The organism is Paenibacillus sp. 22594 (assembly GCF_052044425.1).
Classification (GTDB): domain Bacteria; phylum Bacillota; class Bacilli; order Paenibacillales; family Paenibacillaceae; genus Paenibacillus_AQ.
Genome location: NZ_JBQENA010000006.1, coordinates 209,098 through 223,430 on the forward strand (window position 1 = coordinate 209,098; position 14,333 = coordinate 223,430).

9 protein-coding genes are annotated in these 14,333 nt (G+C 50.0%); 5 read left to right on the forward strand and 4 right to left on the reverse strand.

All coding sequences use genetic code 11. The features are described 5' to 3' along the window. The first annotated feature begins 66 nt into the window (after positions 1-66). Together ACTJKB_RS20180 and ACTJKB_RS20185 are read left to right on the forward strand one after the other, a co-directional pair. The gene (locus ACTJKB_RS20180) at positions 67-2,232 is read left to right on the forward strand and encodes a glycoside hydrolase family 3 N-terminal domain-containing protein (RefSeq protein ID WP_440836165.1); all 2,166 of its coding nucleotides are present in this window, start codon (positions 67-69) and stop codon (positions 2,230-2,232) included. Between the two features lie 52 nt (positions 2,233-2,284). Continuing rightward, positions 2,285-5,668, forward strand: a complete 3,384-nt coding sequence (locus ACTJKB_RS20185; protein ID WP_440836166.1) for a GH36-type glycosyl hydrolase domain-containing protein — start codon at positions 2,285-2,287, stop codon at positions 5,666-5,668. Positions 5,669-5,829: 161 nt separating this feature from the next. Here the strand turns inward: ACTJKB_RS20185 and ACTJKB_RS20190 are convergent, their stop codons facing one another. The 4 genes from ACTJKB_RS20190 to ACTJKB_RS20205 form a co-directional block, all read right to left on the reverse strand. Beyond that, on the reverse strand, positions 5,830-6,006 hold the full coding sequence (locus ACTJKB_RS20190) for a hypothetical protein (protein WP_440836167.1): 177 nt from the start codon (positions 6,004-6,006) through the stop codon (positions 5,830-5,832). Beyond that, positions 6,006-7,022: a tryptophan--tRNA ligase gene (gene trpS / locus ACTJKB_RS20195; RefSeq protein ID WP_440836168.1), complete on the reverse strand. Its 1,017-nt coding sequence runs from the start codon at positions 7,020-7,022 to the stop codon at positions 6,006-6,008. Before trpS ends, ACTJKB_RS20190 begins: the two co-directional genes overlap by 1 nt. Before the next feature lie 533 nt (positions 7,023-7,555). Beyond that, positions 7,556-8,821: an MFS transporter gene (locus ACTJKB_RS20200; RefSeq protein WP_440836169.1), complete on the reverse strand. Its 1,266-nt coding sequence runs from the start codon at positions 8,819-8,821 to the stop codon at positions 7,556-7,558. Between the two features lie 49 nt (positions 8,822-8,870). Further along, on the reverse strand, positions 8,871-9,782 hold the full coding sequence (locus ACTJKB_RS20205; RefSeq protein WP_440836170.1) for a LacI family DNA-binding transcriptional regulator: 912 nt from the start codon (positions 9,780-9,782) through the stop codon (positions 8,871-8,873). Between the two features lie 199 nt (positions 9,783-9,981). Here ACTJKB_RS20205 and ACTJKB_RS20210 point away from each other — a divergent pair, with 199 nt between their 5' ends. From ACTJKB_RS20210 to ACTJKB_RS20220, 3 genes are read left to right on the forward strand one after another with little or no spacing between them, the layout of a single operon-like run. Next, a complete protein-coding gene (locus ACTJKB_RS20210) occupies positions 9,982-11,124 on the forward strand; it encodes a DUF1611 domain-containing protein (RefSeq protein WP_440836171.1) in 1,143 nt (380 codons plus the stop codon). Positions 11,125-11,144: 20 nt separating this feature from the next. Then, on the forward strand, positions 11,145-12,284 hold the full coding sequence (locus ACTJKB_RS20215; RefSeq protein ID WP_440836172.1) for a DUF1611 domain-containing protein: 1,140 nt from the start codon (positions 11,145-11,147) through the stop codon (positions 12,282-12,284). Positions 12,285-12,286: 2 nt separating this feature from the next. Beyond that, complete coding sequence (locus tag ACTJKB_RS20220; protein ID WP_440836173.1) at positions 12,287-14,299, forward strand: alpha-amylase family glycosyl hydrolase; 2,013 nt, start codon at positions 12,287-12,289, stop codon at positions 14,297-14,299. Positions 14,300-14,333 lie beyond the last annotated feature (34 nt).

Consider the following 14,333-nt stretch of genomic DNA (forward strand, 5'->3'; position numbering starts at 1 on the left):
TATAAAACCATATTATAAAAGGCGAAAAACAAAAGAAACGTTTCGTTTCATTGGGGGTAAGCAGCTATGACTGAACATCTGTATAACAAATATGTGCAACATATGACCCTTGAAGAGAAGATAGCCCAACTGCTTCAGCTGGCAGCTCCTTTTTATGATGAACCTGGTGATGATTCAGAGATTACTGGACCTATGGAAGAGCTCGGAATTGATTCCAACACCAAACGGGCTGCCGGTTCGGTGCTAGGTATTGCAGGTGCGGAGAAAATGATGGCTGTTCAGAAGGAACACCTGGCCGGCAACAGACTGGGTATTCCACTGCTGTTCATGGCGGATATTGTCCATGGCTTCAAAACGATATTCCCCATTCCGCTGGCGATCGGCTGTTCCTGGGATCTTAAGCTTGCTGAACAAAGTGCTGAGATAGCTGCACGCGAGGCAGCCGTATCCGGTCTGCATGTGACGTTTGCCCCGATGGTCGATTTGGTTCGTGACGCCCGCTGGGGCCGTGTGATGGAATCTACCGGGGAAGATACCTATCTGAATGCTGAGTTTGGGAAGGCGTTTGTCCGAGGCTTCCAAGGAGACAATCTAAAGGATGACAAGACCCGTGTAGCGGCATGTGTGAAGCACTTTGCGGCATACGGACTGGCCGAAGGCGGCCGTGATTATAACACTGTGGATCTTTCGGAGCGTCAGCTGCGTGAATATTATCTGCCCGCCTACAAAGCGGCCATCGACGCAGGCGCTGAAATGGTTATGACTTCTTTTAATATTGTAAATGGCATTCCGGCAACAGCTAACCAGAGATTAATGCGTGGTCTGCTGCGTGACGAATGGGGATTCGACGGGGTTGTGATCTCCGATTGGGCGGCGATTAAGGAAGTTATTGCCCATGGTGCAGCGGAAGATGACAAAGAAGCTGCTTTCAAGGCGATTCACAGCGGTGTCGATATTGATATGATGACTACAAGTTATGTGAATCATTTACCGGAGCTTGTGGCTGAAGGGCTTGTCGACGAAGCAATGATTGACGAAGCCGTACTGCGGATTCTGAACCTGAAGGAGAAGCTGGGCTTGTTCGAGAATCCAATGCGCGGAGCTGACCCTGAGTTGGAACAGCAAATTGTGTTCAGTCAGGAGCACCGTCAGGTATCCCAGAGACTGGCCGAGAAGTCGAGTGTACTTCTCAAGAATGAGGGAGTTCTGCCGCTTCAGACTGACCAGCGGGTTGCCTTGATTGGTCCGTTCGCTGACAGCGGTGATATTCTTGGCTGGTGGTCCTGGACGGGGTCCAAGGAAACTGCGGTGAAGCTTGGTGAGTCCATGCAGAAGGTAAGCAGTGATCCCAGCAATGTGATAATTGCAAAGGGATGCGGTATCGATACCCTCTCAGAGTCTGGTCTTGCTGAAGCGCTGAACGCTGCGTCAGCAGCCGAGGTTATTGTAATGGCTCTTGGCGAAGCCTCTGACATGAGCGGAGAGGGGGGCAGCCGCAGTGATATCCGGCTTCCGGATGCTCAGCTTGAGCTGATCCGCGAGATGAAGAAGCTTGGCAAACCGCTGGCTGTTGTTCTTTTCAACGGGCGGCCGCTTGATCTGCACGGAATCTTTGATGTGGCAGATGCGGTGCTGGAAGCCTGGTTCCCGGGCAGTGAAGGCGGCGCGGCGCTGGCGGATATTCTGTATGGCAAGGTGAACCCTTCCGGAAGATTGTCTATGTCTTTCCCTTATTCTGTCGGACAAATTCCTGTATACTACAATGCTTACAGTACCGGCCGGCCTAAACCTGAGGAAGAAACAGACAATCGTTATATTTCTCAATATATTGATATTCCCAATGAACCGCTGCTGCCGTTCGGTTATGGCCTAAGCTATACAACCTTTGCCTATGCAGATTTCTCTCTGTCGTCGGATACCATGACTGTAAGCCGTCCACTGGAGGCCAAGGTGACTGTAACGAATACCGGCAGTCAGGCCGGAACGGAGACCGTTCAGCTCTACATCCGTGATATGTCCGGTGAGACTGTGCGTCCGGTCAAAGAGCTTAAAGATTTCAGACAGGTGCAGCTGTCTCCGGGAGAGAGCAGAGAGGTTGTTTTCCACATCGAGGAATCTCAGCTTCGCTATCACCACAGTGATTTGTCCTATACCAGTGATCCCGGCCGATTTACTGTATATGTCGGCGCCAGCAGTCGTGACACTCAGTCCGCAATGTTCCGATTGGTATAATGTGTATATCATTAGCGGCCTCATACCTAATCAGATAAGGAAGTGAAATGAAATGACAATTGAATCTAGTACCAAGCTGACGCTACAAAAGGGTAATTTAGCCTTTACATTTCTGGAGAGTGGTGACCTATACCAGGCTCTTGGCGGCAAAATGATGATTAATCAGCTCCTGTCGAGCAGTGTCGACGGTGCGCCGGGCAATTTATATGCAAGGCTTCATACTTCGAACGGAATTCAGGCATTTCCGCTGCTTGGCGTGAAATCAGCCAGCCGTTTCCGCAAGGACGGAGACCGCTTGGTATGGCAAGGCGATATTCCAGCAGAGCAGGTTGGACCAGGAGTAGATGCTATACATTATCAGGTAGTCTTTTCCATGACAGATCTGGGAGCCTGGTTCTGGGATGTCTCCATTGAAGGCAGCGGCGTTCTCCTGGACGTGATCTATACTCAGGATGTGGGTATTGCGTCTCCTGGAGCTGTTACAAGCAATGAGGCTTATCTGTCCCAATATATCGATCATGCCGTATTTGAAAGTAAAGAGAATGGGTATATTGTATGCTCCCGCCAGAACCAGCCACAGGCCGGACAGTTCCCTTATCTTCAGCAGGGTTTGCTTGAAGGTGCTACGGGATATTCGACCGACGGCTTTCAATTCTTCGGTTTATCCTACAAGGAAACCAATCAGGCGGAGGCATTGTCCCAGGACAAGCTTACCAATGAGATTTATCAGTATGAATTTGCCTACACAGCGCTGCAATCGGCAAAAGTTCAGCTGGAAGGGGAAGCACGCTTTACGTTCTATGGACTGTTCCGGGAGGATCATCCGGCAGCAATTACGGAACTTGAGTATAAAGAGGCAGTCCAAAAGGCCTGGCAGCAGGTACAGTCTCAGGGAAGCGTGTCTGCAGATGGAGAGTGGCTGAACGAGGTATCGGTTAAACCTCAGATCGGTGAACCATTGCAGACACTTCCTTTGACAGGGGCTGAGCTCGATTTGCTGTTCCCTCAGAAGTTCCAGGAGGAACGTGAGGATGGCCAATTGCTGGCTTTCTTTACTGACGGCTACGAGCATGTGGTGCTCAAAGATAAGGAGCTGCTTGTCGAGCGTCCGCATGGACAGATACTCATGAGTGGTGATAATGCCCGGCTGAATCCTGAGGTAATGACTACAACCTCCTATATGTATGGTATTTTTAATTCCCAGGTGGTCGTCGGCAATACTAATTTTAATAAAATGATGTCCAATGCCCGCAGTGCATTAAACATCTACAAGACCTCGGGGCAACGTATTTATGTCTTTTCTGAAGGTCAATATCATCTGTTAACGATGCCTTCGCTGTTCGAAATCGGTTTTAACTATGTGCGTTGGTATTATAAAACGGCTTCGGATACCCTGGTGATTACCAATTACACCACCATGGATGAGCCGGAGGTTAGACTGCATGTCCGTTCTGCTGGCGGTATCGCTTACCGTTTCCTGATCACGAACCAGATTACCATGAATGTGGCGGAATATGAGGTTCCCTATGAAGTGTCTCAGGACGCGGCAGATGGTACGCTGACCTTCCGGGCAGCGAAGTCAGGCACCAGCGCGAAGGTGTACCCTGAACTGGCTTACCGGATGCATCTGGATGGTGCGGTATACGAGTTGGGCGATGAGTCCTTCCTGGTAGAAGGCCGGGTTCAAGGCAGTGCATCCCTTGTGGTGATGGAGCTGCATGAGAGTGCTGAATGGACCTTAACTCTGCAGGGACTACTGGATGGCAAGGCGCGTCCACTTAGCTCCACTTCGCTTGAGACCGAGGTTGACCGGTACCGCGAATTTTTGTCTGGAGTTATGAATGGGTTCAAGCTGACGGAGAAGGGTGGGACGGAAGGTGAGTTGTTCAAGGTAAATGCGCTGGCCTGGTGGTATACCCATAACATGCTCGTTCACTATTCCGTACCTCACGGTCTGGAACAATATGGCGGGGCTGCTTGGGGAACCCGCGATGTCTGTCAGGGTCCGGTGGAATATTTCCTGGCCACCCACAAGTATGAGCAGGTTCGTGAAATCCTGCTTACCGTATTCGCCCATCAGTATGAGGATGACGGTAGTTGGCCGCAATGGTTCATGTTCGATAAGTATACGCATATTCAGCAGGAAGAGAGCCACGGGGATATTATTGTCTGGCCGCTGAAGGTGCTTGGCGATTATCTGCGGGCGACCCGGGATTACGAAGTTCTGGATGTGCAGCTTCCGTACACCCGCAGACACCATTTTGACTTCACAGAAGGAACGGCTTCCCTGCGGGAACATGCGGTCAAGGAACTGGATTATATCAAAACGAACTTCCTGCATGATACGTTCCTCTCCTCCTATGGTGACGGGGATTGGGATGACACCTTGCAGCCGGCCAACGCTCAGCTGAAGCAGTACATGGTTAGCAGTTGGACAGTCGCATTGACGTATCAGACGGTTCTTGGACTGTCGGGCGTATTGGAGGAAGTCGATGCTGCATGGTCCGGGGAGCTGAAGGAACTGGCGGCAGGAATCAAAGGTGACTTCAACCGCTATATGCTGGGAACCGATGTGATCCCGGGCTTCCTTTACTTCGAAGATCCAGCCCATGCCAAGCTGTTGCTGCATCCCGAAGACAAGGAGACTGGCATCCAGTACCGGTTGCTGCCGATGACCAGAAGCATGATTGGCGAGCTGCTGACTCCGGAGCAGATGGAGGAGCATTACAAGCTGATTCAGGAGCAGTTCCTGTGTCCGGACGGTGTGCGTCTCATGAATCATCCGGCTCAATATGCCGGTGGTGTCAGTCTGCACTTCAAACGGGCTGAGCAGGCGGCGAATTTCGGCCGTGAGATTGGTCTGCAGTATGTGCATGCGCATATCCGTTTTGTTGAAGCGATGGCGAAGATCGGTAAACGGGATCAGGTCTGGAAAGGATTGGCCGTCATTAACCCGATAGGCATCCGCGATGCGGTACCAAATGCGGAACTGCGTCAGAGCAACTCCTATTTCAGCAGCTCGGACGGAAAATTCTCCAACCGTTATGAAGCGCAGGAGCGTTTTGCAGAGCTGCGTGACGGTTCGGTTCCGGTCAAAGGCGGCTGGAGAATCTACTCGAGCGGTCCGGGGATCTACATGAATCAGCTGATTTCGAATGTACTGGGTATCCGCGAAGACGGCGGCGATCTGATCATTGATCCAGTATTGCCGGATGAACTGGATGGAACCCGTTTGGACTTCGACTACGGCGGCAAATCTGCCACGTTTGTCTACCATTGCGCACAAGGTGAACTGGCCTATATTAAGGTAAATGGACAGGAAGTTCCAACTGAACGGCTGGCGAATCCGTACCGCCTGGGCGGACTGCGGATCAAGCGGGCTGATTTTGACCGGCTGCGAAGCGCAGAAGGCACGGTAGTGGACATTTATATGTAAGCTTTAATCGAACATTAGGCAATTCAGTTGAAAAAGCGGTCAGTGATACGGGTATTCCAAACAGGATACCAAGTAATCACTGGCCGCTTATTTTTAAAATATAAGGATTTATATGTTTCACACCATCAATCATCTTTCTGCTTGAAGAAGGGGACTGATTCTCAAACAATGAACGCAAGGATACGATTCAGCCGAACGACATGAGTAGGAACCGCTCTTGCGAGATCGAAGTATTGCTCCGCATCCTGGGTACTACGGATAGGAGTCTCATGGGCAATCAGCCCGAAGTCGCAGTTGTTATCTAGCAATAATACGGGAAGTTCCGGTAAACTCAGCATTAGAGCATCCCTTTTTCCATGGCGGAGAGGCCGAAATAATCAAGGCTCATCGCTTCACGGACTTCCTTCATCGTCGCACTGGCGATCCTCCGGGTGTACTTCGTTCCGGTCATTAGAATATCATCCACGAGGTGTGGCCGTGAGGCGTAAAAGGCCCGGCGCTCCCGCATGGGTGCAATCAGCTGCTCTAATGTCAATGTGATGCGTTCTTTGCAAGCCGTGCATCCCATGGTCCCACGTTCACAGCCTTCGCGTATTTCCGTAAGCGGATCCGGCCCAAAAGCTCTATGATAAGCATAAATGGGGCAAATCTCCGGGTGTCCGGGATCATTTTTATGCACGCGGGCGGGGTCTGTGACCGCTCTTTTTATTTTGTAGGCGATATCCTCCGCAGAAGTATCAAGTTCGATCGCATTGCCCAGACTTTTACTCATCTTAGCATTTCCGTCTGTACCAACAAGTCTCGGTGTATTGCTGATCATCGCCTGAGGTTCTACAAGGATTGGCTGATACAACTCGTTGAACCGGCGCACAATCTTGCGGGCCAGCTCCAGATGCGGAAGCTGATCGTCACCAACAGGAATAATCGTTGCTTTGCAAATGGCAATATCAGCGGCCTGACTGACCGGGTACCCCAGAAATCCGTAATACAGCTCGTCTAGCCCTCGTCCTTTGGATTCAGCCTTAATGGTTGGATTGTGGCGCAGCGCATTGACGGATACGAACATGGAGAAATATATAGTGAGTTCAGCAATCTCGGGAATCATGGATTGAATGAAAATCGTAGACTTCTCCGGATCAATCCCTACGGATAAATAATCCAGAGTCATCTCGCGGATATTGGTGCGAATCAGTTCCTGTTGTTCGAAATGGGTGGTCAGCGCCTGTACATCGGCCAGAAATACAAAGGATTCATACTGATCCTGTAAGAGCACCCGGTTCTGCAGACTGCCGGCATAATGGCCAAGGTGGAGCTTTCCGGTTACCCGGTCTCCTGTCAACACACGTTCTGTCATAAGTGAACATCCTCCTAAAATGGTTGTATACATATTTGTGGAATTTGTAAAATTGAAATGTGAGCCGCCACCACCAGCCATCCTCCATGGCCATCACCCCCTTGAAAAATAAAATAACCCCGTCCGATAAGGACGAAGTTGTCGTTGTACCACCTTAATTGACTGCTCAGCCGCACTAAAGGTGCAGACTTTTCAGTCTTCGCATTACGGTGCGGAGATGCTGCAACTCCTCATCCCGAGACCGTTCCCCTGATAACGGCGGGATTCCCGGCATTTCCCTACTTCACCTTCTAAGGATGGTTCGGAAAAGCAACTCCAAAGGCCATTCGAGCATATCCTGGACACCGGTTCACAGCAACCACCGGCTCTCTGCAAGTCCACTGGGGAAATGTCTACTTACCCTTTTTCTGCGTTGTTTATTGTATATGGGGAATATTACCTTATGGTAGTTGGATTCGTCAAGCAGAGATGAAAATTCAAATCGTCTCGCCGCAGGACGAAAAAGAACACCTACCTATCGGCGCAATATCACCTTATCTATAACTCCGAATGACCTTGAGCTTAGTAGAAGCATATAAAGCGAACAGGAGCAGCAGCAATCCAATGGAACCCATGACAGGACCGGGAGTGAAATGATCCGAGAGGTAGGAGACAATGGTCAGACCGATCGACGGAGCTACACTCATAACGGACCCCAGTACGCCGAAGACTCTGCCCTGAAGCTCTTCCGAAATTTCCAGCCGGAGAACGGTATTGATTAGCAGTGTGCAGAACGAGAATATGAATCCAATCAACAGAATGACAGGAATAGCTGCAGCTGCAGAAGGGATGAAAGATAACAGGATGTACATTGGGCCTAGACTGAGGAGACTGATCATAATCAATAAACCCCGCCGTTTGATTCGGGAACCGAGTATCATAATCAGGCCTGAGCCAATCATATAACCGAGCGGAATACAGGCTTCCATGAGTCCGAACTGGAACGGGCTGGACTTCCATACGTTGACGGCCATGACCTGGGTCAGCATCAGCGAAGGCATGAAGAATAGCGTGAGCGTCGGAAGCATGATGATGACTGCTTTGGCAAAAGGAAACTTCCAGATATACCGCATGCCGTCTCCAAGATCCTGCATAAATTTCTTCTTCTCTTGGGGCTCATGATTGACGCGAGTCGGCATCGGCAGGGAACGGACAGCAAGAACGAGCAGGAAGGAGACGAGAAATGTGAATCCATCGAATAAAATGGCGTCTGACGCACCAAAGGTTGCGACAAAGATTCCTCCTGCCGAAAAGCCTACCGTCCGGCAAATGTTCTCCGACAGATTAAGCATTCCAACCGCTTGCTGGACATGCTCTTTGCCAACAACGGTGATAATAGAAGACTGGTAGGCAGGAGACTGGAACAGGGCCGACACGGTGGTCAGCGCTGTAAGCACAGCCACAATAATGAAGGAAGAGGAAGGGACGGAGATGACCAAGGCAAGCACGATTACCAGCATGCAACTGATCAGATCTGTAATCAGCATAATCTTTCTACGGTTGGTTCGATCCGCGAACGTTCCTCCAATAGACCCGAGCAGTGAGCTCAGTAATAGGTTAATGATCGTCAGTACAGCCATTAATTTGGCGCTGCCGGTGGTCTGGAGCACCCAAAGACTTAGAGCAATGCTGTGAAAGGTATTTCCAAACAGAGAAATGGAAAAGGAACAGAGCAGCAATAGAAATTTTTTGTTGGCCCAAAGTCCCGGGTAAGTGGGTGCAGCAGCAACCGACTGTCTAGCCAAAACCGGATCGGACATGGTATTCTCTCCTTTCAACTTAAGCGTTTAAGTTAGTCCTCAAAAAAAATTAGTCGATAAAATAGCAGTTATTGTCTTGCTCAGAGTAATCGGAATCGTGCAAAAGCTTAAGCATGAGTTCAAATGCGACTTCCGCCTTATCACCTTGGAAGAGAAGCTTCTCCACGCTTTCACCCAGCATTTGCGGAGAATTACAGGTACAGATTACAGTCAGGTGCTCGAAGCCGCATGTCTTCTCGACGTGGCTGCCAATGAATTCATTGATCACGATCGCCTGCTTGAAGCGGTGGTGATCCATTGCTGGATTCAAATCCTGTAGTTCGCGGATCTCGAAGACCGCATCGTCAGCCAGAGGAACACTGCTGCGGATATAACGGGTTAGCAGCGAGTTGTTGAAGCTCTCCATAATCAAACAGACCTGCGACAGATCCTCCGGCAGAGCCTCTTCAAGCGCCGAGCGGTAATTGAACACCACCTGCTTGAACAGCTTATCTTCAATCATGCTGTCAATCAGAATCAAGGGAATACCCTCGACAAAGTGTCTGGAGATCGAGTAGAAGGATGCGTCCAGCACATCAATGAGAAACACGGCTTCCAGTTTGCGCTCGACAATAATGTCCAGCGAAGGGTTAGCTTCATCCAGTGAGTAGAGCAGCGTATGATAGCCGGCTGCTGTAAGCCGTTGCTCCAAGGCATGAATAAAGGCGAGCTGTGCATGAAGCTTCCAGTAAGGCATTTGCACGGATTTGTGGACCAATACGCCTACGAGACCAGTTTTTTGGTTTGCAAGTGAGCGGGCTGCCAGATTCGGAATATAGCGAAGTTCTTCGGCCAGCTGCATAATCTGGCGCCGTGTTTTCTCAGGAATGGTCTGATTATCCACACGATTCAGCACATAGCTTACGGTAGCAACGGATACGTTAGCCCTGATGGCGATGTCCTTCATAGTTGTTTTTTTCAACAATCAAATCTCCTATCAGTCAATTTCCTAAAGATTAACATTAGAGCGGGTCAAGAGTCAATTCTGGATATGGAATGTCATGAAAATACTTTTATTTCTTTGTATTGATATAATATGTAAAATATTGTAGTATCAGCTTAATCGGTTAAGTCTATCGATTGTTGTCTATCATTTTCTCTATCATAGGAGGCGGTTATGCATGGACAATGTGGTGTTGTATCCCTTTAATAAGATCACGCAAGGGATGGTCAGATTCAGGGATTTGACGGATTTCAGGGTAGTGGCGGTTGTCGATTTTGTCCTGCATAAGGGTAAAGATGCGGCAGAGCTGGTTGCAGGCAGAGCGGCGGGTATTCCGATTACGGACAACATCGAAGAGGTGCTTGAGGCTGCTGATACCTTGATTCTGAATGATCCGGGAACTTCATTTGGCAATAACGAAAGCGTATACGGCGAGCATAATCTCACTCAGCTGTGGAGAATGTTGGTTATCCGTGCCCATGAGCGAAAGCTGCGGATCATCAGTGTGCATGAAATTATTGACGGCCCCACCCTGGAATGGCTACTTAAGAATGGAATTACCATTGAGGTGGAGCCGCAAATCCCCGCAAGTCTGGAGCACCGGCTTCAATCCGAATATGTATTTCCTTCCCCTGGTGATGAAGTAGCCACTTATCTATCTTATTTTGATGTAGACGCCCAGATAACCGCTTATAACCACAATATTTGCAAGGTAGGGATATTCGCAACAAGAGGCTGCCTGGGAAAGTTCACTGCCCAAATGTCATTATTCAGAGAACTTAAACAGGCAGGTGAGAAGGTCAAGGCGATTATAACCGAGCCTACAGCTTCACTGTTCAACCAACCGGGCGGGGATATTATGAAATTTATTGCCCGCAGGCCGCTGAATCAATACCCGTATTACATTCATGCAGCTGTCCGGGAGGCGGAGAGTGAAGGCTATGATTATGTACTTTTATCAGGGCAAGGTTCCCTGCTGCCGAATGAGAACTTCGTGATTGCAGCGACCAAGGTTTCTTATTTGCGGGCCTTCCGGCCGGACCTGACGATCCTGATTGCAGGTTATGATGATGATGAGCAGATCAGAGACAGCCTCGATATTCTTCGTATATACGGCAATGCCAGCCGACCTTTCGCCATTCTGATCCCAGATAAATACGAAGTTGATTTTGGAGAATACATCTGGAAGACCCCTGAAGAAATCGAACGACGCAAGGAAGAGATCCGCAGCCGCTTTGAAGCCGAGCATGTCGAATCCGTTCTGGACATTGGCAGACTAGCCGCCAAGCTGTCCCAGTATAAGAAGACTGTCAGATTATGAACCGGGCGGAGGCAGCGAATATGAAGAGAGTCGTGCTGTATCCATTCAATAAAATAACGCAGGGTTTGCTTCGCTTTCGTGATCTGCTGGACGTGGAGATTGTGTCGGTGATCGACTTCGTGCAGGAAGACGGACAAGATGCCGGAGAACAGGTAGACGGGAAACGCGCGGGGATTCTCATTCATAGGTCTATGGAAGAAGGACTGATTGGTGCGGACACTCTGATCTTGAACGATCCGGGCACTACTTTTGGCGGGAATAAGGGTATATTCGCCGAGCATGATCTGGCCGGATTATGGCGCGAATTGGTTATGTACGCTTCAGACCGGGGCTTAAGGGTGGTTAGTGTGCATGAAATCTATGACCGGGATACGCTGAGTTGGATGGCGGAGCAGCAAATAAAGATCGACGTGGTTCACAGTCCGCGGGAGCATCTTATTCAAGAGATGGACGAGCGTTACTCTACGTGCGAAACGGATATCGAGCGCTATCTGGAACAGTTCGAGAAGGAGGCGTTGATGTTCTCCCGCCCCCGAACGATTAAGAGGGTTGGGATTTTTGCCACCCGGGGATGTATCGGCAAATTTACCGTGCAAATGAATCTCTATCGGAAATTTCGGGCGTGGGGCATTCCGGCGACAGCCTTTATCACGGAACCAACTGGCTTCCTCTTCCGGCAGCCCGAAGGAGATATCTTCAAATTTCTGGCACACCGTCCGCTTCAGCAGTATCCGTATTATATAGATTCAGTTATTCATCAGGCTGAGCGCAGTGGGAGCGAGTGGATCATCATGGCGGGGCAAAGCTCCATCCTTCCTACTATGAATATTGCATTCAACTCCCTGAGATACGCGATGCTACGGGCCTTTGACCCGGAGTTTGTACTGCTGATTGCCGGTTATGATGACGACTTGCACATTCAAGATGCGATTGATATTCTAAGAATCTACTCCAGGCGGCCGCTTGCCCTGCTGCTTCCAGATAAGATGGAGACCTCTTACGGGCAATATGAAATTTATCCCCATGAACAACGAACTGCCCGCAAGCTGGAACTGGAACAGAAATTCCAAATTCATGTGCTTTTTATCGAACAGGCGGAAGAAACCATGAACCTCCTGCTCGATGCAGCGAATGCCGTCCCGGCCGGTTCAGGTATGTAACTATGCTGAACCCGGGCCAATGTATCTATCAGATTATCACCGACCGTTTCAACGAAGGCAATCCTGGCAACCGTCCACTGGCTGAGCTATTCAGTCCGGATTCAAGCAATCTGCGGAAATATCTCGGCGGCGATTGGGAAGGGATTATCACCAGGATTAGGGACGGATATCTCACGGGAATGGGCATTTCTGCCATACTGATTTCTCAGCCTGCAGAGAACATTCATGTCTGCATGGACGATGAAGCAGGTACGGCTTCTTATCATGGCTATTGGCCCAGAGATTTCCTCAGGCCCAACCCGTATTTTGGTTCACTGGACACCTTCAGAGCCCTGGTGAACACTGCACATGAGCATGGACTGAAGGTCATCATTGATTTTACGCCCAACCATACATCGCCGGCACTGGAATTGCAGCCTGCTTACATGGAGAATGGTGCATTGTACCGCTCTGGAGAGCTTGTGGCTGCATACTCGGGAGATATGGAGCGTGTGTTCCTTCATAATGGTGGCACTTCTTTCCTGAATGCCGAGGATTCGCTGTACCGCAACCTGTATGACCTTGCCGGACTGGATCAAATGAATCCGCAGGCAGATGAGCTTTTACGCGAAGGTATTGCTTACTGGCTGGATCAAGGGGTCGACGGGGTCCGAATTGACGCAGCCAAACATATTCCTCCAGGCTGGCTAACCTCACTGAATGGATTCATTCATGCCAGAAAACCGGCGTATCTCTTCGGGGAATGGTTCCTGGAAGCACATGGAAGATCGCAGGATAATGCTGCGTTTGCCAATATCAGCGGAATGAGCCTGCTGCATTTCATGTTCACTCACTCGGTACGGGAGAGTTTTCACGGCGAACGAGGATTCGAAGCTTTCGCTGACATGCTCCGGGAAGCCTCCGGGAGCTATAAACATTTGTTCGACCAGCTTATTTTTCTGGATAATCATGACATGAGCCGGTTTACTCAGAACTCGGACCCTTCGCTTACGGATCTGGCGCTTGTGCTGCTGTTGACTTCCGCAGGCCTGCCCGTGGTGTATTACGGAACCGAGCAGTACATGAGTGGAGGAGATGACCCGCATAACCGTGCCATGATGAGCTCCTTCAGCAGGGAGACACCCGCCTACCGGATTCTGGCGGAGCTTAATCGCCTAAGGGCACGTAACCTTGCGATTGGTTATGGTAGTACGGAGCTGCTACATGTGAACACCAGGGTACTGGCATTCGAGCGTAGATACAGGGAAGATGTTGCTCTGGTCCTGCTCAATCTGGAAGAGAGAGAACATGTTCTGCCGCCACTGGTGACGTCCCTTCCGCAAGGCACGTATTCCAGCATTCTGAGAGACGTGTTCGCAGATTGTGAAGTGGCTCCAGGGGCTGCAAGGGATATACGGAATATGATGATGGCTCCGCGTTCTGCTTATGTCTATGCGTATGAGTCTGATTCGGAGGAGCCGGCAGCCTTGCACTTCTATCCCAAAGCAGCGGCGCCGGGAAGTGAGCTTATTATTCAGGGAAGACATTTGGGTAATACAGGCAGTCTGACAGTCGGTGGGTATGCTACAACTGTAATATCATGGGAATCCGATAGGATCGTTGCCAACGTCCCGGCTATACCAGCGGGCACACATAGGATACAAGGGCTGAGGGGCGGGGAGACGGAGTTCCTGCTGACGGAAGAGCTGACCATATGGACAGGAAAGCTGGTTACGGTAAGGCTGGTGGTCAAGAACATACACACCGATTATGATTCACAGGTCTTTGTAACAGGGAATGTGTATGAGCTTGGAGCATGGGGAGCGGACAGGGCCGCAGGGCCATTTTATAACCATATCGTCTATCGGTACCCCACCTGGTACTGTGACATTAGCCTGCCGGCGGATTCCCGGATCGAATTTAAATTTCTGCTAAAAAGTAATTCCGGAACGGTGCGCTGGGAGCAGGGAGTGGCCCATAGCTGGCATACGCCTCCGGAGGGTGTATCCGAAATGATTGTGGAGTGGCAGGAGTGATGGCCGCCAAGAATTCATCCAGTTGTCCAAAAGG